The sequence below is a fragment of the Pseudoalteromonas sp. TAE56 genome, from assembly GCF_000497955.1.
In the GTDB taxonomy this organism is placed as follows: Bacteria; Pseudomonadota; Gammaproteobacteria; order Enterobacterales; family Alteromonadaceae; genus Pseudoalteromonas.
The window spans coordinates 1-19,782 of record NZ_AUTN01000157.1 but is presented as its reverse complement, the minus strand read 5'-3'; the positions used below and the strand labels follow the sequence as shown (position 1 = coordinate 19,782).

General features: G+C 40.0%; 14 protein-coding genes. 9 read left to right on the top strand and 5 right to left on the bottom strand.

Annotation, left to right across the window (positions count from 1 at the left end):
• The first annotated feature begins 53 nt into the window (after positions 1 to 53).
• Together ppc and cdd are read left to right on the top strand one after the other, a co-directional pair.
• Positions 54 to 2,699, top strand: a complete 2,646-nt coding sequence (ppc, locus tag L656_RS0119995) for a phosphoenolpyruvate carboxylase (protein ID WP_024600524.1) — start codon at positions 54 to 56, stop codon at positions 2,697 to 2,699.
• Positions 2,700 to 2,854: 155 nt separating this feature from the next.
• Positions 2,855 to 3,781 (top strand): cytidine deaminase, encoded by a 927-nt coding sequence (gene cdd / locus L656_RS0119990; protein ID WP_024600523.1) that lies wholly within the window; start codon positions 2,855 to 2,857, stop codon positions 3,779 to 3,781.
• A gap of 186 nt (positions 3,782 to 3,967) precedes the next feature.
• Here cdd and udp read toward each other — a convergent pair whose 3' ends face one another.
• The gene (gene udp, locus L656_RS0119985) at positions 3,968 to 4,723 is read right to left on the bottom strand and encodes a uridine phosphorylase (RefSeq protein ID WP_007582384.1); all 756 of its coding nucleotides are present in this window, start codon (positions 4,721 to 4,723) and stop codon (positions 3,968 to 3,970) included.
• A 454-nt stretch (positions 4,724 to 5,177) separates the two neighbouring features.
• On the opposite strand from udp, the gene L656_RS0119980 reads away from it, so the two are divergent.
• From L656_RS0119980 to L656_RS0119950, 7 genes are all read left to right on the top strand, one after another.
• Positions 5,178 to 6,287: an arginase family protein gene (locus tag L656_RS0119980; RefSeq protein WP_024600522.1), complete on the top strand. Its 1,110-nt coding sequence runs from the start codon at positions 5,178 to 5,180 to the stop codon at positions 6,285 to 6,287.
• Positions 6,288 to 6,416: 129 nt separating this feature from the next.
• Positions 6,417 to 7,115 (top strand): transporter substrate-binding domain-containing protein, encoded by a 699-nt coding sequence (locus tag L656_RS0119975; protein WP_024600521.1) that lies wholly within the window; start codon positions 6,417 to 6,419, stop codon positions 7,113 to 7,115.
• Between the two features lie 136 nt (positions 7,116 to 7,251).
• Positions 7,252 to 8,553 (top strand): hemolysin family protein, encoded by a 1,302-nt coding sequence (locus L656_RS0119970; protein ID WP_024600520.1) that lies wholly within the window; start codon positions 7,252 to 7,254, stop codon positions 8,551 to 8,553.
• Positions 8,554 to 8,844: 291 nt separating this feature from the next.
• Entirely contained in the window at positions 8,845 to 10,014 is a 1,170-nt protein-coding gene (locus L656_RS0119965; RefSeq protein WP_024600519.1) for an efflux RND transporter periplasmic adaptor subunit, read from the top strand.
• 12 nt (positions 10,015 to 10,026) lie between these two features.
• Entirely contained in the window at positions 10,027 to 13,161 is a 3,135-nt protein-coding gene (locus L656_RS0119960) for an efflux RND transporter permease subunit (RefSeq protein ID WP_024600518.1), read from the top strand.
• Positions 13,158 to 14,576, top strand: a complete 1,419-nt coding sequence (locus tag L656_RS0119955; protein WP_024600517.1) for an efflux transporter outer membrane subunit — start codon at positions 13,158 to 13,160, stop codon at positions 14,574 to 14,576. The genes L656_RS0119960 and L656_RS0119955 overlap by 4 nt, the downstream gene beginning before the upstream one ends.
• A gap of 96 nt (positions 14,577 to 14,672) precedes the next feature.
• Positions 14,673 to 15,296, top strand: a complete 624-nt coding sequence (locus L656_RS0119950; RefSeq protein ID WP_024600516.1) for a TetR/AcrR family transcriptional regulator — start codon at positions 14,673 to 14,675, stop codon at positions 15,294 to 15,296.
• Positions 15,297 to 15,366: 70 nt separating this feature from the next.
• Here L656_RS0119950 and L656_RS0119945 read toward each other — a convergent pair whose 3' ends face one another.
• The 4 genes from L656_RS0119945 to L656_RS0119930 are packed head-to-tail and all read right to left on the bottom strand — an operon-like array spanning position 15,367 to position 19,668.
• Complete coding sequence (locus L656_RS0119945) at positions 15,367 to 16,479, bottom strand: HupE/UreJ family protein (protein WP_024600515.1); 1,113 nt, start codon at positions 16,477 to 16,479, stop codon at positions 15,367 to 15,369.
• Positions 16,476 to 17,501: a hypothetical protein gene (locus L656_RS0119940; protein ID WP_024600514.1), complete on the bottom strand. Its 1,026-nt coding sequence runs from the start codon at positions 17,499 to 17,501 to the stop codon at positions 16,476 to 16,478. Before L656_RS0119940 ends, L656_RS0119945 begins: the two co-directional genes overlap by 4 nt.
• A gap of 53 nt (positions 17,502 to 17,554) precedes the next feature.
• A complete protein-coding gene (locus tag L656_RS0119935; RefSeq protein WP_024600513.1) occupies positions 17,555 to 18,064 on the bottom strand; it encodes an Ig-like domain-containing protein in 510 nt (169 codons plus the stop codon).
• 11 nt (positions 18,065 to 18,075) lie between these two features.
• The gene (locus L656_RS0119930; protein ID WP_024600512.1) at positions 18,076 to 19,668 is read right to left on the bottom strand and encodes a DUF4331 domain-containing protein; all 1,593 of its coding nucleotides are present in this window, start codon (positions 19,666 to 19,668) and stop codon (positions 18,076 to 18,078) included.
• Positions 19,669 to 19,782: the final 114 nt, after the last annotated feature.

Below are 19,782 nucleotides of genomic sequence, written 5' to 3'. Positions count from 1 at the left end.
TATCTCTTCATAATGATATTAATAGTGTCCTACGAAAAAATGGAGACTGATAAATGAGTGAACAATACGCCGCCTTGCGAGGTAATGTAAATTTACTAGGGCAACTACTAGGACAAACAATTAAAGATGCCCAAGGTCAAGCGATTTTAGATAAAGTAGAAGAAATTCGAGCTTTATCAAAATCATCTCGCAGTGGTAACGAAGACGACAGACAAGCGCTTATAGAAGTTTTACATGCGCTTAGTGACGAAGAGCTTTTACCGGTTGCCCGTTCATTTAATCATTTTTTAAATCTTGCTAATGTAGCAGAGCAATTTCATACCGTTTCGCGTTTTAATGACGTTGGCCTTGGTCAACAAAACCCTCTCACTCAAACATTAAAAACGTTAGCTACAAAAGCAGAACAAGGCCAGCTAGACAGTAATCATTTGGCCGAAACACTCTCAAAACTCCACATAAATTTAGTATTGACCGCTCACCCAACCGAGGTTACGCGCCGTACTATTATTAACAAACACGTTGAACTAAGTGACTGCCTTGCATCATTAGAGCGAAAAGATAACTTACCGCAAGAGCGTGACAATATTTTAAATCGTATTGAACAGCTGATTAGCCAAGCGTGGCATACCGACGATATTCGTCGCTCTCGTCCAACACCTGTTGATGAAGCTAAATGGGGCTATGCCGTAATAGAAAATAGCCTTTGGCATGCGGTACCGCGTTTTTTACGTGAATTTTCAGCCAATGTTAAAGACCAATTAAGCTTAGAGTTACCGATAGATTACAGCCCAATTGAGTTTACATCTTGGATGGGTGGAGACCGTGATGGTAATCCATTTGTAACATCGCAGGTAACAAAAGAGGTGCTTGATCATGGTCGTTGGATGGCACTTAACTTATACATTCAAGATTTAAAAACGTTGTGCGCTGAATTATCTATGTCAGATGCCAGTGATGAGCTTATTGAGCTTGCAGGGCAAGAGTTTGAACCATACAGAGCGGTAATCAAAAAGCTTAAAAATCAGGTTGCTGAAACAGTGGCGCACTTAGGTGCTAAAATTAAAAATAAGCGCAGCGATTCACAAGACTTAATAACTGATATTAATCAGCTTAAACACCCGGTTGAAGTGTGCTATCGATCGTTATTAAAGTGTAATATGAAAGTAGTTGCGGATGGCTTATTACTTGATTTACTGCACCGTATAAATAGCTTTGGTTTGCGTTTAGCTAAACTTGATGTGCGCCAAGATTCGTCTCGCCACGGCGATGTGTTTTCTGAGCTAACGCGTTACTTAGGTTTAGGCGACTATAACCAATGGCAAGAGCAAGACAAACAAGCATTTTTACTTGCAGAGCTTAACTCACGCAGACCGCTTATTCCAAAGCATTGGCAACCAAGCCCTGATGTACAAGAAGTACTTGATACCTTTGATGTGATTGCCAAGCAAGACGAAGCTACATTTGGTTTGTATATTATTTCGATGGCGCGCACAGCGTCAGATATTTTAGCGGTACAACTATTGCTAAAAGAAAGCGGCTGCAGCTTTGATTTACCAGTAGCACCGCTTTTTGAAACACTTGACGATTTAAACGCAGGCAGTGATGTAATTACCACATTGCTTGATAATGTTTGGTATCGCGGGCACATTAAAAACACCCAAAACGTAATGATTGGTTACTCTGATTCAGCTAAAGATGCCGGCATGATGGCAGCAGGTTGGGCACAGTACGAAGCAATGGATAAACTAGTACAACTTGCTGATGCACGTGGTATTGAGCTTGTTTTATTCCACGGACGTGGTGGCACAGTAGGTCGTGGTGGTGCACCCGCTGCACAAGCACTGCATTCACAACCGCCAGGCTCTTTAAAAGGGGGTTTACGTGTAACCGAGCAAGGCGAGATGATTCGCTTTAAATTTGGTTTACCCGATGTAGCACTGCAAAGCTTAAATATTTACGCAGGCGCAGTTCTGCAAAGTAACTTACTACCGCCACCGGAGCCAAAGCCAGAATGGCGCGAAGTAATGAAGCTAATAAGTGAGGAGTCGTGTGAACACTACCGTAATGTAGTTCGCCATGATGAAAACTTTGTACCTTACTTTAGAATGGCAACACCTGAGCTTGAACTGTCTAAGCTACCGCTTGGCTCTCGCCCTGCAAAACGTAATCCTAATGGCGGTGTTGAAAGCCTGCGTGCTATTCCATGGATTTTTGCTTGGAGCCAAAACCGTTTAATGCTTCCAGCATGGTTAGGTGCGTTAACTGGTTTAAAAGCTGCGCTTAATAAATACGGCGCAGAAACTCTAAACGAAATGAGCTTACAGTGGCCGTTCTTTAGATCGCGCCTAGAAATGCTAGAAATGGTATTTAGTAAAGCCGATTGTTGGTTGAGTGAGCATTATGATAATGCGCTGGTGGAAGATATGTACAAACCACTGGGTGTAACACTTCGTAAAGAGCTTCAAGAAGCCATTAGCTTAGTGCAATCACTTAGCCCACAAAAAAGCTTATTAGCCGAACAGCCTTGGATTAAAGAGTCGATTAGTTTACGTAACCCGTACACCGATCCACTTAACTTACTACAGGTTGAGCTTTTACGCCGTGCTCGCTCACAGGAAAAACACAGCGAAGGTGACATTGATAATGCATTAATGATCACAATGACAGGTATTGCAGCAGGTATGCGTAATACCGGCTAATATTTTGTTATGTATACCAATCAATTATTTTTTTAGGTATACCAATTAAAATTAAAGGGAGCACGCGATGTGCTCCCTTTTTTTGCGTTGAATAGGCTGGTATTTCGCATCCTAAACTTTTAAACTACTTAGCCATTGAATAATTAAAAAATGTTATGGCTTCAGCAACTTTTACTGTACAGCAAGATACAGCACTTACAAATTCGCACATCACATTAAGCGTAGCGCAAACAGCGTCATTACGTAGTCAATTAAAATCACAGCGCGGCATATTAAATTCTAGTAATATTAAACAGTTATGTGCACAGCTAAATGTGTCTGATGATGCATTATTACAAGGTTTAGTACCTTTAGCTTCGGAGTATGCTGTTGCGCCGATATCAGATTTTCATGTAGGTGCAATAGTTAAAGCACTTGATGAAAACAATGAGGTAAACTTTTACTTTGGTGCAAATGTAGAGTTTGATCATCAAGCGTTGAGTTTAGTGGTTCATGCAGAGCAATCGGCTATAAATAACGCCTGGTTAAACGGTGCTAAAAAAATAGTTAAAATAGCGATTAGCGATGCACCGTGTGGGTATTGTCGCCAGTTTATGAACGAACTTGCTGATGCTAAAGAGTTTGATATTTTATTGCCAGAGCAACACTTTAAATTAGCAGAGTTATTGCCTCATTCGTTCGGGCCGACTGATTTAGGCAATGCGTTTAGCTTGTTTAATCCAGAGCCTCACCAGCAAGTATTCGTAAATGCTCAACTAGATGAAAAACTAGCAAGTACAGCATTAAACGCATACGTACCCTATAGTAAAAACTTTAGTGCAGTAAAAATTAGTACATTTGAAAATGGTGATTTTTACGGAAGTTACGCAGAAAACGCAGCGTACAGCCCAAGCTTGTCGCCACTGCAAAGTGCACTTAGTCAATTATTTATCGCAGGGCTTAGCTTTAACGAAAGTACGGTAAAATCAATTACACTTTTAGAAACCGCAGGCCATGAAAACCAAGCGGGTGTAGCACGTGCTGTACTTGCAAGTTTTAACAACCTGCCGGCAATAGAAGTAATTAGTGCACAGCTAAAATAACCTTTCAAAAACAACAAAGCACAGGCAGAGCTGTGCTTTATTAAAATGTGCCATTCTATCGAATTAAATAACTCACTAACTGCGTTAAAAATTATTCATATAAGACAACTATATTTCATAATTTTTGCCTTGTTACTGAGCCATTTTCTTATCGTTATAATAGCCCATTAATTAATAGAACTTATATTAATCAAGCAACACTTTAGCTGCTTCTAATACTACTGCTACAGATTTACGCTCAATTTCACCATGGTCAACATTTGGTATTTCTTGGCGAGTACGGTTAACAAGTACGCCAGCTACACAGGCAGCTTGTAAGCCAAGGGCAGCACACATAGTAAATAACGTTGCTGATTCCATTTCGTAGTTCATTACGCCCAGCTTTTGCCACTCTTCGCAGCTACCTTGTAGCGACTTTGGAACGTAACCAGAATGCGTATCGTAACGCTCTTGTCCTGGGTAAAATGTATCGCTTGATGCAGTAATACCAATATGGAAATCGATATTTAAGTTTTTACATGCTTGTACCATAGCTTGTGTTGCATAAAAGTCAGACACCGCAGGGTAGCTAAGCGGAGCAAAATGCTGGCTTGCACCGTCTAAACGTACAGACGCTTGGCTAATTAAAATTTCGCCTTCGTTGATATGTGGCTGAATCGCACCTGTTGTACCAATACGTAAAAACTTACGCACGCCAAGTTGTGCTAATTCTTCTACTGCAATCGACGTAGATGGACCACCAATACCCGTAGAACAAACAACCACAGAATGGCCGTTTAATTGACCTAAGTAAACATGAAACTCGCGAGTTTGAGCAAGGCAGGTTGGGTTGTCTAGGAATTGTGAAATACGTGCAGCACGATCTGGGTCACCCGGTACAATCGCAAGTTTTGCACCTTTAAGATCGTCAATACATAGTCCTAAGTGAAATACCTTTTCCATAACTAAGCCTTTTATAATAATTTGTTGTCAATCTAGTATCATTGCTAGAAACGTTTATCAAGTACAGGACGATTGTCCGTTTTACCTTAACTTCTCCAATTAAGTCTTAATAATTTTAAGGATTAATTTGATTTATTCATCAACTATGAATATTCAATCAAGTGCTTATATACGTAGGCTTATTGTGCTGTTGACATGTTCAAGCAGGCATAATAAGTATCACACAAGCGCGTAACTACAATTAAATAGTTCATGGTAAATATTCATTAATATTAAATAAATTCAATGTCTTAGGTTTTTGTTGAGCACGTAAAAGCTAACGTGTTTATTTATATTAGGCACAGAGTTATTTAGCAAAGTGGGATTTATTTGAAGTTTAGGCACTTTTGGTGATTTTGCATAACTAATCAAAAGTAATTAGCTACGTACAGAATAAAAATCGAAGGAGTTTATTATGAGCACACAATTTGAAGCATTTAAAAACAAAGTTGAGCACTGTTTGTGCGCACCGGGTGATGGCGTATATACAGTAAATACTGCAAAAGAGCGTAAAGCTGCGCTGCGTAATAAGCTATACGGGCAAACTGAAAACGTTGATAACTTATGGCGTGAGTCTTTAGATGAATTACCAAATTCTCTACATAAAGCGGTTATGTTAGGTATTAGCTCAGACTGTGGCGGTGGTATTTTACGCGGTGCAAACTGGGGGCCACTGTTTGTGCGCTCAGCATTAATTGACCAGCAACCGCAGTGTCACTCGTTTGATTTAGGTGATGTACGTGTAATCCCACATTTACTACATGATAAATACCTAAATGATGCGACCATTTCTAATTGCCAAAAAGCCCTATACGGTAATGAAAATAATGACTATTACGTTAGTCCGTTATCAATCACAGAGGATGTATGCGACAGTTTTTATGCAACGTTTAAAAACAAAGGCATTTTTGGTATTGGTGGAGACCACTCAATTAGTTACCCACTTACCAAAGCGTATTTAAAAGCAAAGCGTGAGCAAGGCAAGCGCACAGCCATTATCCACTTTGACGCGCACACAGACTTACTTGTTGAGCGCTTAGGCATTGATTTATGTTTTGGCTCGTGGTGTACACATATATTAGAGTTTTTACCAGCACCGCATCATTTAATACAATTTGGTATACGCTCAAGTGGCAAGCCTAAAGCGCACTGGGAAAGTACCTTTGGCGTTAAGCAACATTGGGCACATGAAATCATTGAACGCGGCGCAGCAGCGGTTGCTGCCGACGCTATTGCACAATTAAAAGCTGATAACGTTGATGAAGTATACGTAAGCTTTGATATTGATGCGCTTGATGCAGAGTTTGCATCTGCCACAGGTACGCCAGAACATAATGGTTTAACACCACAGCATGCGCTTGATATTTTATCAGCCATTGCGGATGAGTTCCCGATTACGGGTGCGGATATGATGGAAATAGCGCCATTTACCGACAGCTCTTTAGTTGGCCAATCAAGCTCTGAAACGACACTTAGAGAAGGCGCTAAAATTTCAGCCTTTTTAATTAGTGCGATGAACAAGTAAACTGTAGGAGCTATAAATACTAGCACTATCAGCGTATAAGTGTGCATTACATGACTAAAAACTAGCAGTTCATAAAGCCTCAGCTATATTTATTAAGTACTTATAATGAGTTAGTTGAGGCCTTGCTGAATGAAATTATTGATCTTTTTATTGTTCATTAGCTGTATTAAAGTTGATGCAACTGAAATCACAATAGTAACGGAAGTATTTCCGGACTTTCAGTATCTCAATGAAGATAATAAACTCGTTGGCCGTTCCGTCGATAAAGTTCATAAAGCGCTAGAAGGCACTGGTATAAAATACACTATGTTGGCGCATAGTTGGGCCATATCTTACAACGCGGCGCTACGCGATAAAAACACCTGTATATTTTCGATTGTTCGATTACCTAATAGAGAAAGTAAGTTTAAGTGGGTAGGGGAACTTGAAAGCTTTGACTCAGCGATTTATGCTCTTAAGTCTAGAAGTATAAAGTTAAATACTCTCAATGATGCTAAAAAATATAAAATAGCAGTACTGCGTGATAACTTTAGTCATCACTATTTGCTTGAGAGGGGCTTTAGTGAGAACAAGCATTTATTACTCATCGATAGCCTAGATAAAATAGATAAACTTATAAGCACTCGTCACGATATTCTTGATTTTGTTATCCTCAACAAAAAGCAATTTAGCTATCGAGTTAAAACAGAGCCTAGGCTTGAGCTACTCGAGCCATTACTAAATCTAAATACAGCTCAATCTCCATTATTTTTTGCTTGTAATATAAATATGGATCCTGCCTTAATTACTCAATTAAAAGTCGCCTTCAGCAAAGTTTCAGTACTTTAAATCTCCTTTTTTACCTCTCAACCAATTGAAAATTAATGGTTTAAATATATTTAGTAAATTTAAATTGCTGCGTTTAAAAAACAGATTATAATCCAGCTGCTTTTTGTTTAAAAAAGCCTAACTTTTGGAGCATTAAATGGGTGATTTAATCGGGATTAGCTTATTGATCTTGATCAGTGCGTTGTTTGCTATGTCAGAAATAGCAATTGCAGCGTCGCGTAAAATAAAACTGCGAGTAATGGCAGATGAAGGGAATATAAAGGCAGCAGCGGTACTAAAGCTACAAGAAAATCCAGGGGCTTTTTTTGCCATGATCCAAATAGCGCTCAATGCGATAGCGATATTGGGTGGTATTGTGGGTGAGCAGGCTTTATCGCCTTATGTTGAAAGTGTGTTGGTATTATTTTACCAAGGTGCGCATTTAGAAAAAATTAGCTTTTTATTCTCGTTTTTTACTATTACATCTTTGTTTATATTGTTCGCCGATTTAATGCCAAAGCGTTTAGCGATGATCATGCCTGAAGCCGTGGCTGTTAGAGTGGTTACAATAATGCGCTGGGTTACCTTTGCATTAACTCCACTGGTGATGTTTTTTAATGGCGTCACTAACTTTGTGCTGCGTTTGTTTAAAGTGCCCGCTGAGCGAGAAGACAATGTAACAACAGAAGACATTGTTGCCATGATGGAAGCAGGTGCTGCTTATGGTAGTTTGCAAAAGCAAGAGTATGAACTCATTGGCAATGTGTTTGACCTAGAAGCGCGATTTTTATCAAGCGTTATGACTCCACGCGACCAAATTGTCTATTTTGATTTAAATGAATCTAGCCATGATATTGCGACTAAAATTATTGACCATCCTCATAATCATTTTTTAGTGGTGTCAGGAAATTTAGATAAGTTGCATGGCTCTGTTGAATCTAAAGATATTTTACGACAAGTACTAAAAGGCGAAGCCGCCAATATAAACGATGATCTGATTGATAAAGATGTTTTTTACTTACCCGAAACATTAAGTTTATCTGAAGCTTTAAACGCGTTTAAAAGTGCAGCGAAGCCGTTTGCTGTTGTAGTAAACGAATATGCACTTTCGGTGGGTATTGTTACCGTTAAAGACTTAATGAAAGGGTTTATGGGTGATTTAATCACTCACCAAGGCGACGAACTAATCATAGAACGCGATAAAAATTCATGGCTTGTAGATGGTTTAACCCCAATTACCGATTTAGCAAAAGTACTTGATATAGAAGAATTTCCTGACCAGATGCTTTACGAGACGGTAGCTGGATTTTTAATTTATAACATGAAGCGTATACCTAAACGTGCGGAACATTTTACTTTTTCAGGCTTTAAGTTTGAAGTAGTTGACGTAGAAGGGATTAGGGTAGAGCAGTTGTTAGTTTCAAGGGTTATTAACCCACAGAGCGCTAATACCCTTTAAAAAACTAGATATGACACTAGTCCTTTATATAAATAGCCAGGCTGTATTTGCTTGGCTTTTTTGTGCCTATTAAAAACTTAGCTTCTAAAATGAGATATTATTTCAAGATGTTAAGTTGTTTTATTTTCATACAGTCTTGATTCTATTTTCATCTAATTAACATTAAATGCAACCTAAGACGTATATTGTACTGGGGAGTGTAAGTTTGTGTAAATTTCTTCTAATTAAGATTCATTATCAGTGCGTTTTAATTTAGAATGATCGTTCACTCTAAACTAAAAGGTATTTAACATGCAGCGTTCCCGCATCGCTTTATTTGTATTGTCAGCCCTCGTCGGTTCTGTTGCTTTAACTGGTTGTGATCAAGCAACTGAGCAATCACAAGCTTCAGCTCCTAAAGCTGTACCAGTGGGTGTACTTACATTAAAAAGCCAAGCGCTTACTCTCAAAAAAGAACTTCCTGGTCGTATCAGCGCATTTCAAATTGCTGAAATTCGCCCACAAGTAAGTGGTATTGTTCAATCTCGTTTATTTGTAGAAGGTAAAGAGGTTAAACAAGGCCAGGCTCTGTATCAAATAGATCCTGCGACATTTGAAGCCGACTTAGCAGCAAGTGAAGCAAGCGTAGCACGTGCAGAGGCAAGCATTGCTAGCTCTAAATCAAAAGCATCGCGTTATAGTGAATTATTAAAAATCAAAGCCGTGAGCCAACAAGATTTTGACGAAGCAGATGCTGCTTACAAGCAAGCAAACGCTGAATTATTAACAGCTAAGGCACAATTAAAGTCAGCGCAAATTAACCTTAATTACAGCCATGTGTCGTCACCAATTAGTGGTCAAATTAGTAAATCAAGCGTAACAGTAGGTGCACTAGTCAGTGCCAATCAAAGTACTGCACTTGCTACAGTGACTCAGCTTGATCCAATTTATATCGATTTAACACAATCAAGTAATGAGCTTACCCAACTTAAAAAAGCAATATCATCAGGTGCGCTAACGGTTGACTCAACTAGCCAAACTGATGTTGAACTTATTATGGAAGATGGCTCTGTTTATCCTCATAAAGGCACATTACAGTTCTCCGAAGTGACGGTTGATCCAAGTACTGGCTCAGTAACGTTACGTGCTAAATTTTCAAATCCAGAAAAACTATTATTACCAGGCATGTATGCCCGTGCCTCTATAGTAGAAGGTGTTAAAGCTGGCGCTATTTTAGCTCCGCAACGTGGTGTTAGCCGCAACTCAAAAGGCGAGCCAACAGCAATGGTTGTGAGCAAAGAAAATACAGTTGAAAGTCGTGTTTTAAAAGTAGACCGCACAATAGGTTCTGACTGGCTTGTTACCGATGGTCTAATGGATGGCGATAAATTAATTGTTGAAGGCTTACAAAAAATCCGCCCTGGTGCACCAGTGAATCCTTCTGAAATTCAATCGTCTACTAAAGCCGATAAAGCACAATAACGGAGAGTTTTAATGTCACGATTTTTTATCGATAGACCGATATTTGCTTGGGTACTCGCTATTGTAGTGATGCTTGCAGGTATTTTGGCGATTAGGAGCTTACCTATTTCGCAGTATCCTTCAATTGCACCGCCTGCAGTAAGTATTACTGCAACGTACCCTGGTGCATCTGCACGTACACTTGAAGATACTGTAACGCAAGTTATTGAGCAAAAAATGAAAGGCCTTGATGGCTTGCTTTATATGTCATCTACATCTGAGTCGAGTGGTTCTGCTACGCTTACACTTTCGTTTAGCGCCGAAACAGACCCTGATATTGCTCAGGTTCAAGTGCAAAATAAACTAGCGACAGCGACTCCACTTTTACCAGAGGCCGTACAAAGGCAGGGTGTTGTAGTTGCAAAATCAGCGCGTAACTTTTTAATGGTTTATGCATTTGTGTCTAAAGATGGCAGCATGACCAATATTGATATTGGTGATTACGTTTCATCAAATGTGCAAGATATTGTATCGCGCGTAGAAGGCGTAGGTGAAGTGCAGCTGTTTGGTTCTCAGTACGCGATGCGTATTTGGTTAGACCCTGCAAAGTTACAAAACTATAAGCTTACACCCGCTGATATTAGTGCATCAATTAGTGCGCAAAATGCACAAGTATCTGCTGGTCAACTTGGTGGTATGCCAGCGGTTGATGGTCAGCAGCTTAATGCTACAGTAACGGCGCAAAGCCGATTACAAACGCCAGAGCAATTTGAACAAATCTTAGTTAAAACCAATCCAGATGGCTCTTTTGTGCGTCTAGAGGACGTTGCTAGAGTAGAGCTTGGTGGTGAAAGCTACCGTGTTGTTGCACGTTACGATGGACAACCAGCATCAGGCTTAGGTATCAAATTAGCCAGTGGCGCTAATGCACTTGATACAGCTGAAGGTGTTAAAAAAGCAATTGAAGAGCTAAAACCGTTTTTTCCTGAAGGGCTAGATGCGGTTGTACCTTACGACACAACACCATTTGTATCGTTATCTATTGAAAAGGTTATTCACACCTTAATTGAAGCGGTTGTACTTGTTTTTGTAGTTATGTATTTGTTCCTACAAAACTTTAGGGCAACGCTTATTCCAACTATTGCGGTACCAGTGGTTTTACTAGGTACATTTGGTATTTTATACACCTTTGGTTATTCAATAAATACGCTAACAATGTTTGCTATGGTACTTGCGATAGGCTTATTGGTAGATGACGCAATCGTTGTTGTAGAAAACGTAGAGCGCTTAATGACCGAGGAAAAACTCTCCGCGCTCGAAGCTACGCGTAAGTCTATGGATGAAATTAAAGGTGCACTGGTAGGCATTGCCATGGTGCTTTCTGCGGTATTTATCCCAATGGCATTCTTTAGTGGCTCTACCGGTATTATTTATCGTCAGTTCTCTATTACACTGGTATCGGCGATGGGTCTTTCGGTATTGGTTGCACTTATTTTGACACCAGCACTGTGTGCTACGTTATTAAAACCAAGCCATGTTCACGACGATAGCTCGTTTATTGGCAAGTTTTTCTCTGGATTTAACCGAGGCTTTGATAAAACGAATCGCGGCGCACAAGGCTTTGTAAGCCGTATGATCAATCACTCTAAGCGTTACTTACTTATATACGCTGTGATAGTGGGTGGTATGGTTTATGTGTTTTCGCACTTACCAACAGCATTCTTACCAGACGAAGACCAAGGTATTTTGTTTAACCAAGTTTCATTGCCAGCAGGTTCTACAACACAACAAACTTTAGAAGTTGTTAAAAAAATGGAGAACCATTACCTAAATGAGCAATCTGAGGCTGTTAACGGTATTTTTACTGTAACAGGGTTTAGTTTTGCAGGTTCAGGTCAAAATGCTGCAATTGGTTTTGTTAACCTCAAACATTGGGATGAACGTCAGCGTGATGAGTTATCTGTCCAAGGTGTGGCTGGTAAAGCAATGGGGTACTTCTCAACGATAAAAGAGGCGTTTGTGTTTGCGTTTCCGCCGCCTGCAATTGTTGAGCTTGGTACTGCAAATGGTTTTAATATATTTTTACAAGACCGTGTAGGCTTAGGCCACGACGCACTGTTAGCTGCACGAAACCAGTTGTTAGGTTTAGCAAGCCAAAGTCCAATTTTAGCGAGCGTACGTCCAAATGGACAAGAAGATATGCCTGAATTACAACTTGACACAGATTTGGCAAAAGCTGAAGCGCTTGGTGTTTCACAAGGTGATATAAACAGTACGCTTGCCACTGCGTGGGGTAGTAGTTATGTGAATGACTTTATTGACCGTGGTCGAGTTAAAAAAGTGTATATGCAAGGTGATGCACAATCGCGCATGGTGCCAGAGGATCTAAATAAGTGGTATGTGCGCAATGATAGTGGCGATATGGTGCCATTTTCAGCGTTCGCTAGTGCTTATTGGACTTACGGATCACCACGTTTAGAGCGTTACAATGGTTTTTCTGCAATGGAAATTCAAGGTAGTGCAGCACCAGGTTACAGTACCGGCCAAGCAATGGATGAAATGGAACGCTTAGTAAAACAATTACCTAATGGTATTTCGTCTGAATGGACCGGAATTTCATTCCAAGAGCGCTCTAGTAGTGGTCAAGCTCCATTACTATATGGTTTGTCATTATTATTTGTATTTTTGTGTTTAGCCGCACTTTATGAAAGTTGGTCAGTACCGTTTGCGGTAATGATGATTGTGCCATTGGGTATATTTGGTGCAATTATGGCGGCACTTGGCGGTGGCTTATCTAACGATATTTACTTACAGGTGGGCTTGTTGACCACCATAGGTTTAGCGTCTAAAAATGCGATATTAATTGTAGAATTTGCTATTCATAAAATGGATGAAGGGTTGGGATTAGTTGATGCAGCCGTTGCTGCTGTACGCCTGCGTTTACGCCCAATACTCATGACTTCAATGGCATTTATTTGTGGTGTAATTCCACTGGCGATTGCCTCAAGTGCGGGATCTGGCGCCCAAAATGCGCTAGGTATTTCGATTATTGGTGGCACACTTGCCTCATCAATATTAGTTGTTGTGTTTGTACCGTTATTCTTTGTGTTAGTTCGCCGTGTGTTCCCAGGCAAAACTAACGAGACAACGAAGGAGAGTGCAGAATGAGCATTAAAACATTCAGCCTAAGTGCCATTGCTTTATTAGTACTGAGCGGTTGCCAACTTGCACCAGAGCAAAAAGACCTTGCTTTACCAGTATCTGATGCTTATGCATCAGGTGCTGAGCAAAGCGTTGCGCAGCAATTAAATTGGCAGCAGTTTTTTAATGATGAAAAACTACAAACGTTAATTACGCAAAGCCTTGAGCATAATAAAGATATGCAAATTGCAGTGCTTAATGTGCAGCGTGTTCGTGGTTTGTATCAAATCGAAGATTCTGCTTTGTATCCGTCACTTGATTTAAATGCTTCTGGTACGCGCCAGCGTTTACCGGCTGATTTGTCGGGTACTGGCGATGCAGCTATTAGCTCGCAGTACAGTGCAACAGTAGGTATTACCTCTTACGAGTTAGATATTTGGGGCAAAGTGCGCAACCAATCAGCGCAAGCACTCCAAAATTTATACTCTACAGAGCTTAGTCAATACAGTACGCAGGTGTCTTTAATTTCTGAGCTTGCAAATGCGTGGCTTAGCTACGCGACGGACTTACAACTGCTAGAGCTGGCAAAAGAAACGCTCACCTCTCAGCAAGAGTCATTATCGCTTACGCAAAAAAGCTTTGATTTGGGGGCTACGTCTTCAATTACCCTTGAGCAGCTTAAAAGCACAGTAGCTACAGCAAAAGTAGATATAGCAACATATAAGCGTTTGTTAAAGCGTGATAAAAGTGCCCTAGATTTATTAGTAGGGAAATCTGTTTCAGCCGATTTGCTGCCTAACAAAGACCTAACTAATTTGATCAGCATGCCAGAAGTGCCAGTTGGTTTACCGTCTGATTTGCTATCGCAACGCCCTGATATTAAAGCCGCTGAGCATTTAATGCTTGCTGCAAATGCCAATATTGGCATTGCACGTGCGGCGTTTTATCCGAGCATTAGCTTAACGGCCAATGCCGGCACTGCTTCAAGTGACTTAAGTGGTTTGTTTGATTCAGGCTCAGGGACATGGAGTTTTGTGCCGACAATTAGCTTACCTATTTTTAATATGGGACGTAACCAAGCAAATCTTGATGTGGCAAAAGCCGATCAAGCAATTGCGGTGGCAACGTACCAGCAAAAAATTCAAAATGCGTTTCGCGAAGTTGCCGATGCACTTGCTGATAGAGAAGGTTACCAAGAGCAATTAAGTGCGCTTGATATGCTTATAAGTAGCCGACAAATCACGTTTGATTTATCAAAAATGCGTTACGAAAAAGGCGCAGATAGCTACTTGCAAGTACTTGATGCTCAGCGTACGTGGTACGGCGCGCAGCAACAGTTAATTTCGGGTCAGCAAGCATATCTTGCAAGCCAAATTAATTTGTACAAAGCGCTTGGTGGCGGATGGAACGTAACCAGTGAAACAGCTCAGGAAGAGAAATAATATTTGCGGCTTTTAAAGCCGCATTACATATTTATATAGCGAGACTATTTATAGCTCTTGCTTTACTGAGTTTATGACTTGGTAGTGGAGTTGAACATGAAGCCTAAAGCAAAAAGGCAAACAGATCCCGCTATAGCGCAAGCTAGGCGCGAACAAATACTAACAGCTGCTGCAGAGTGTTTTCGCCGAAAAGGTTACCACGGTGCAGGCATGGCTGAAATATCTAAAACGGCAGGGATGAGTGCAGGCCATATTTATAATTACTTTGAAAGTAAAGAAGCAATTATAGAAAGCATTATTGAAAAAGACATGGAAGAAATGTTTTCTATCTTCCAACAGTTTGAAGATCACCCTGGTGATGTTTTAGCAGCTCTTTTAGATGGCTTAAACATTGGTGTGCAAAGGCACATGGACACAGGGGCATGTGTAGTTGACTTAGATATGATGGCTGAAGCAGGTCGAAATGTTAAAGTAGCTTCATTGCTACGTGATATGGATACTCAAGCACGCGGGCGCATGAGACAGCTTTTAACAAGCGAGCGAAGTGCGCTCAAAGACATTGATGAGCTTGAACTTGAAAGTCGAATTAATGTTATTTTTTCGATGATGGCAGGGTTATTACTTAGAAAGTTACTCTACCCTGAGCTAACCGAAAAAACAGTGTTAATAGCGCTTCGCCCTGCGATGAAAACATTACTAATGCCATTTGATAAAGCATAGTAAAGCGCAAAATAGATAAACTAAAAAGTAAGCTAGCCAATATTTTGGCTAGCTTTTTTATTTGGGCTATTTAAAAACGCTCGATTGACCACTGAAGTGCAATGATTGCGATGGCAACGGAGCCCATTGGCATTAACCACTTTTTATACCAGGTGTAGTTTCGTACATAAATGAGTATTGGCAGCGCAACCAGTAATATACTGAGCTGACCAATTTCGACCCCTAAATTAAATGCTAAAATGCTCAATAATTGATAGTCACTCGACAAGCCAAGCTCACCAAGTACGCTCGCAAATCCCATGCCGTGCAGTAAACCAAAAGCAAAAGTAAGCCAACCTAAACGAAGTACCAACGGCCACACATTATTTAATGCTGCAAATAAAACCGATATAGCAATTCCAAGCTCTACCCAGCGACTATTTGGTGAGACTAAGTTCATAGCTGTTGCTGTAAGCGTAATAGAGTGCGCAAGCGTAAACGCGGTTACTATCCATGCTGTGTGTTTAATAATGTGTTTTTTAGAGCTAATACCTTGCCATGTTTTGTTACTACGTTTTAAAACACAGGTAAGTAATAGGGCGATTAAAAATAAAATATGATCAATACCTATCCAAATATGTAAAACACCTTGATAAACGTATTGATTGAACGTGCTTAAATAACTGGATTTCTCAAAGCTAAATGTTTGTTGTGCCTCGTTGATATTAAATACACGAGATACACCGTTTATATTTACAACAGATTTATGATTAGCATCGCTTTTAAAAAAAGCAGAATACGAAAGAGAGATTGTTTCACTATCATTGCAGCTAAACAGCAGCGGAATAACCAAATAAGGCTGGTTAAAATGGTTATCTAGCTGATAGATACCTTCACTTTTTAAAGGGCATGCTTGCGCGTTTTGCGTGATATTTAAACTTTCTGTAATGAAGTTATTAATTGAGCTGCGTTTTGCTTTTATTTCAGCCCACGAAATTTGCCCGTTTTTATCTAAATCTAGAGGCACTGCGTGCTCTAAGTCGGCGATATTAACTTGCCAGATACCCGTGTATTGGCTTTTGTTGGTGTCGTTATCGTTCTTGCTATTTAGGGTTATATAACTTGTACTTAGTTGATGGGAAAAGCTGTAAGTTGAGAAAATACACAGCATTAAAGTGAGTATAAATAGATAAGGCGTTTTCATAGTGTATCTCGTTGCATCGCTTTTGCTTTAATAAGTAATTGCTCATCGGTGCTCATTTTAGCCTGTTGCCAATTAATATGAGCCCAGTAAAGTGCTTTTTCACGATTTGGTTGTACATCAAGGTAATATTTAGCTAAGTCACTCGCATGAAAAGAATCTTTACGAAGCTCTCTAAGTGTAACTCTTTTCGCCATTGTATTTTGCCATTTTTTATCGCGTTTATTTAGTTTTTTTTCTGCGATTGAAAGCCTTAGCAAAATAGCATCTTCTAAATTACTTTTATCTGGAAGCAGTACGCTTAATGTATTTAATACTTGTTGAGGTTGATTTAGCGCAATTTGAATATCGGCCCATAACACAATGAGGCTCACAGGAGCTTGAACTAAATCTACGCTTTGTAAGTGAGACAAAGCTTGCTTGTAGTTACTTAGACGGTAGCTCATTTCACTTAAAACATGGTTTGTAGCTAAACTAGTTTGGTTATTGTTTATAATTTTAACTAATGTTTGGTAGCTGTCTAAAACACTTTCATGCTGGCTTTGTACGTCTAGCACACAAGTGCTAGCAGTAATGGTGCTTACTTGACCAATCAAGGCAACACAGTGTTGTTTTGCTTTTGTAAATTCACCTTGGGTCATCAATATATTGGCCAGCAACAAATGGCTATTACTGTGCTTTGGTTCGGTAATCAAAACGTTGTTGGCAACGTTAATTGCTTCGTCAAAAAGGTGCTCTTTTTGTAAAACACGAGCATATAAGTAACCAATTTGAGACGTGGGTGTTTGGTTATATAACTGAGCTAAGCGGGTTTTAAGTAGCCCTTGTAAGCGCTCTGTTTGGCCTGCATATTGGCTATTAGTCACTAAAGTATTTATTTCGTCAACAGAGAGAGAGGCACTAAATGTTGAATTACTTGAGGCAATAACTGCGTCATCTTTTGGAGTATAAGGAGCCGCACTCACCGCGAAAGAGGTTAAGCAAATAGCAATAATAGTGAGGGGTTTAAGTACTGATAAATGCATTATAAATATCCTTTGAAAAAAGCCATCCGTGGCCTGTCAGCTTAATGACTTGGTTAGTTACCGCTTGTAGAAATTAATCCATCAACATCGGTATCAGTGTTTGTAAACACCCGACCATTAACAGTTAACGGCTCTGCATTTGGCGCTTGATTAAATGCATCGGTTGCAAATTGAGCAAAGTCAACTTGCAGCGCCTCAATTGTAATACTTACTGTTGCAGTAACTTGCGAATTAACGCCATCACTTACACCAAACATAAAGCTATCTGAACCTGTTGCTTCTTTATTAGGTGTATAAGTAAAGTTACCATCACTGTCAACATTAACAGTACCGAGCATTGGCTCGCTTGTTAACGAGTAAGTAAGTGAGTCGCCATCATTATCGCTTGCGTTAAGCATATCGGTAATGCTTACTTCAGTTTGTGTTGTTAGCATTGCATCGCTTGCTGTAGGTGCGGTGTTTACAACCGGTGTAGGTTGTTTTTTATCGTCATCGCTACTACATGCACCCAATGTTAATGCACTGAGGAGAACACAAATATGGGTAGTTTTTAAATTACGCATTAGTTAACTCCTTATTTAGATCCTGCAATAGGTGTTGCAAGGTATGGGAATGTTGAGTCCATCATTGTTGCATCAATAGGTGCGCCATCAGTAAATGGAACTGTACCCGTATTAGCATCCTCTGGTGTACAAAGACCTAAGTCAGTGTCTTCGCCATTTACAGGAATAGGGTGACATAAGCGACCCATCACAACGCGCAGTGCAATATCAACTACATCATCACCCGGGCGACGACCATTTGGGAAACCAGCTAAGTCATTGCCAGCTACACCAAATGCAGATTGATCAGCTTGTGCTGTTGCTGCAATGGCTGTGTTTAAACGCAGCATTTCTGAAGGTGTGACCGTTGCTTGTTGATTAACGCCTGCAAAACCCGTTAAAAATGCAGTGATTAAATCAGTACGCGGGAAGTTAGTGGGTGCCAGAGTTTCTAAGTTTGCGCCAAGAGTGGTATTAACAGCATCTTTAAACAAAATATTTAATAACTCTGGTAGTGCTGGGTGAGATACATAATCTAAAAATTGTGCATCGTCTTTAGGGTGCGCAGTAGAAAATGTGTCCTTGTCTTTAATGCCAATTACAAGCTCATTTACAAGCGGGCTACCTAGGCGTGAAACCTGAGTTAATGCACCACCGTTTACCGCATTATTAGCAAATTTAGCATTGGGGTTTAATACACGTGCTTGAGGTAAGCTTGCTGTTGTCCACGAACCTATTACGCCGTTACCTTCACCGACAATACAGCTTTTAGGTATTTCGATAGCGATTGATGTTACGTTTTTATCTGCAAGGTCGTCATTATCAGCTGATTGCGTTATACCACCTGGAAAACCACCGCCGTCACCAGCACCAGGGGCGCTATCACCTTCTACAGGTACATAGTTAACTAAATCAAATGTTTTACCTAGGTTAACTACAAACGGGTCTTTACGCTGTCCTACAAAAACTTGTGCCATGCTCTCACAGTTAGGAATTGAAACCTGATAAACAAATTGATCTGCATAAGTTTGATAATCACTCATCGATCCAAATGTTTTATCACCTACATAATCAAGCGGTTTAGAAAATGAGCTTGAGTTTGATGCAGTGTTATTTAATACCGTTGTTTCGCCAGTACGCTGCGCGCCGCTAATCATGGTCATTGTGTATGATTCACTAAAATTTGCTGCGCTGTCATCACCTGCAGCCACGCCGCCAACATTTTTAAGTGGTACCGAAACTGTACGTTGATTACCTTCAGGTCCAACTGTTAATTGCACGCCTTGATTGTCGTTAGGGAGCATGCTTTTAAAGTTAAACGCAAATGTAATATCTTCAACAGCATCGCCGTCGTTATCTATATGAATGCTGTAGGTAGCATCTGGGTCCATTGCAAAGTAATTAGGACCGCCGTATGCATCTTGCAGCGGGATATAGTTAGCTATTAGTGTTACAAAATCACCACGACCTTGTTCGTAACTATTAAATACATAAAAATCGGTTGAATCTAAAGTCGGGAAACGGCTTATATTTGGCGCTTCTCTGTGGCTAGATGCTTCACTTGGTGCACTTACAAATGTACTACATATTACTACTGCGAGTATTGATGGAGTTAAAGCTTTCATGACTTTGTCCTTTAGTTTTGATTGAAGTCATAGCTAATAACGGGGCAGGATTTAAATTGGATGCAAAAAAGTTAAATTAATTTTATATTTTGTTAAAAACTTAAATTGAGGATT

Bases quoted from the DNA above. Each gene is read 5' to 3' on its own strand.
- ppc (WP_024600524.1), top strand. From the start codon at position 54: ATGAGTGAACAATACGCCGCCTTGCGAGGTAATGTAAATTTACTAGGG.
- cdd (WP_024600523.1), top strand. From the start codon at position 2,855: ATGGCTTCAGCAACTTTTACTGTACAGCAAGATACAGCACTTACAAAT.
- udp (WP_007582384.1), bottom strand. From the start codon at position 4,723: ATGGAAAAGGTATTTCACTTAGGACTATGTATTGACGATCTTAAAGGT.
- L656_RS0119980 (WP_024600522.1), top strand. From the start codon at position 5,178: ATGAGCACACAATTTGAAGCATTTAAAAACAAAGTTGAGCACTGTTTG.
- L656_RS0119975 (WP_024600521.1), top strand. From the start codon at position 6,417: ATGAAATTATTGATCTTTTTATTGTTCATTAGCTGTATTAAAGTTGAT.
- L656_RS0119970 (WP_024600520.1), top strand. From the start codon at position 7,252: ATGGGTGATTTAATCGGGATTAGCTTATTGATCTTGATCAGTGCGTTG.
- L656_RS0119965 (WP_024600519.1), top strand. From the start codon at position 8,845: ATGCAGCGTTCCCGCATCGCTTTATTTGTATTGTCAGCCCTCGTCGGT.
- L656_RS0119960 (WP_024600518.1), top strand. From the start codon at position 10,027: ATGTCACGATTTTTTATCGATAGACCGATATTTGCTTGGGTACTCGCT.
- L656_RS0119955 (WP_024600517.1), top strand. From the start codon at position 13,158: ATGAGCATTAAAACATTCAGCCTAAGTGCCATTGCTTTATTAGTACTG.
- L656_RS0119950 (WP_024600516.1), top strand. From the start codon at position 14,673: ATGAAGCCTAAAGCAAAAAGGCAAACAGATCCCGCTATAGCGCAAGCT.
- L656_RS0119945 (WP_024600515.1), bottom strand. From the start codon at position 16,479: ATGAAAACGCCTTATCTATTTATACTCACTTTAATGCTGTGTATTTTC.
- L656_RS0119940 (WP_024600514.1), bottom strand. From the start codon at position 17,501: ATGCATTTATCAGTACTTAAACCCCTCACTATTATTGCTATTTGCTTA.
- L656_RS0119935 (WP_024600513.1), bottom strand. From the start codon at position 18,064: ATGCGTAATTTAAAAACTACCCATATTTGTGTTCTCCTCAGTGCATTA.
- L656_RS0119930 (WP_024600512.1), bottom strand. From the start codon at position 19,668: ATGAAAGCTTTAACTCCATCAATACTCGCAGTAGTAATATGTAGTACA.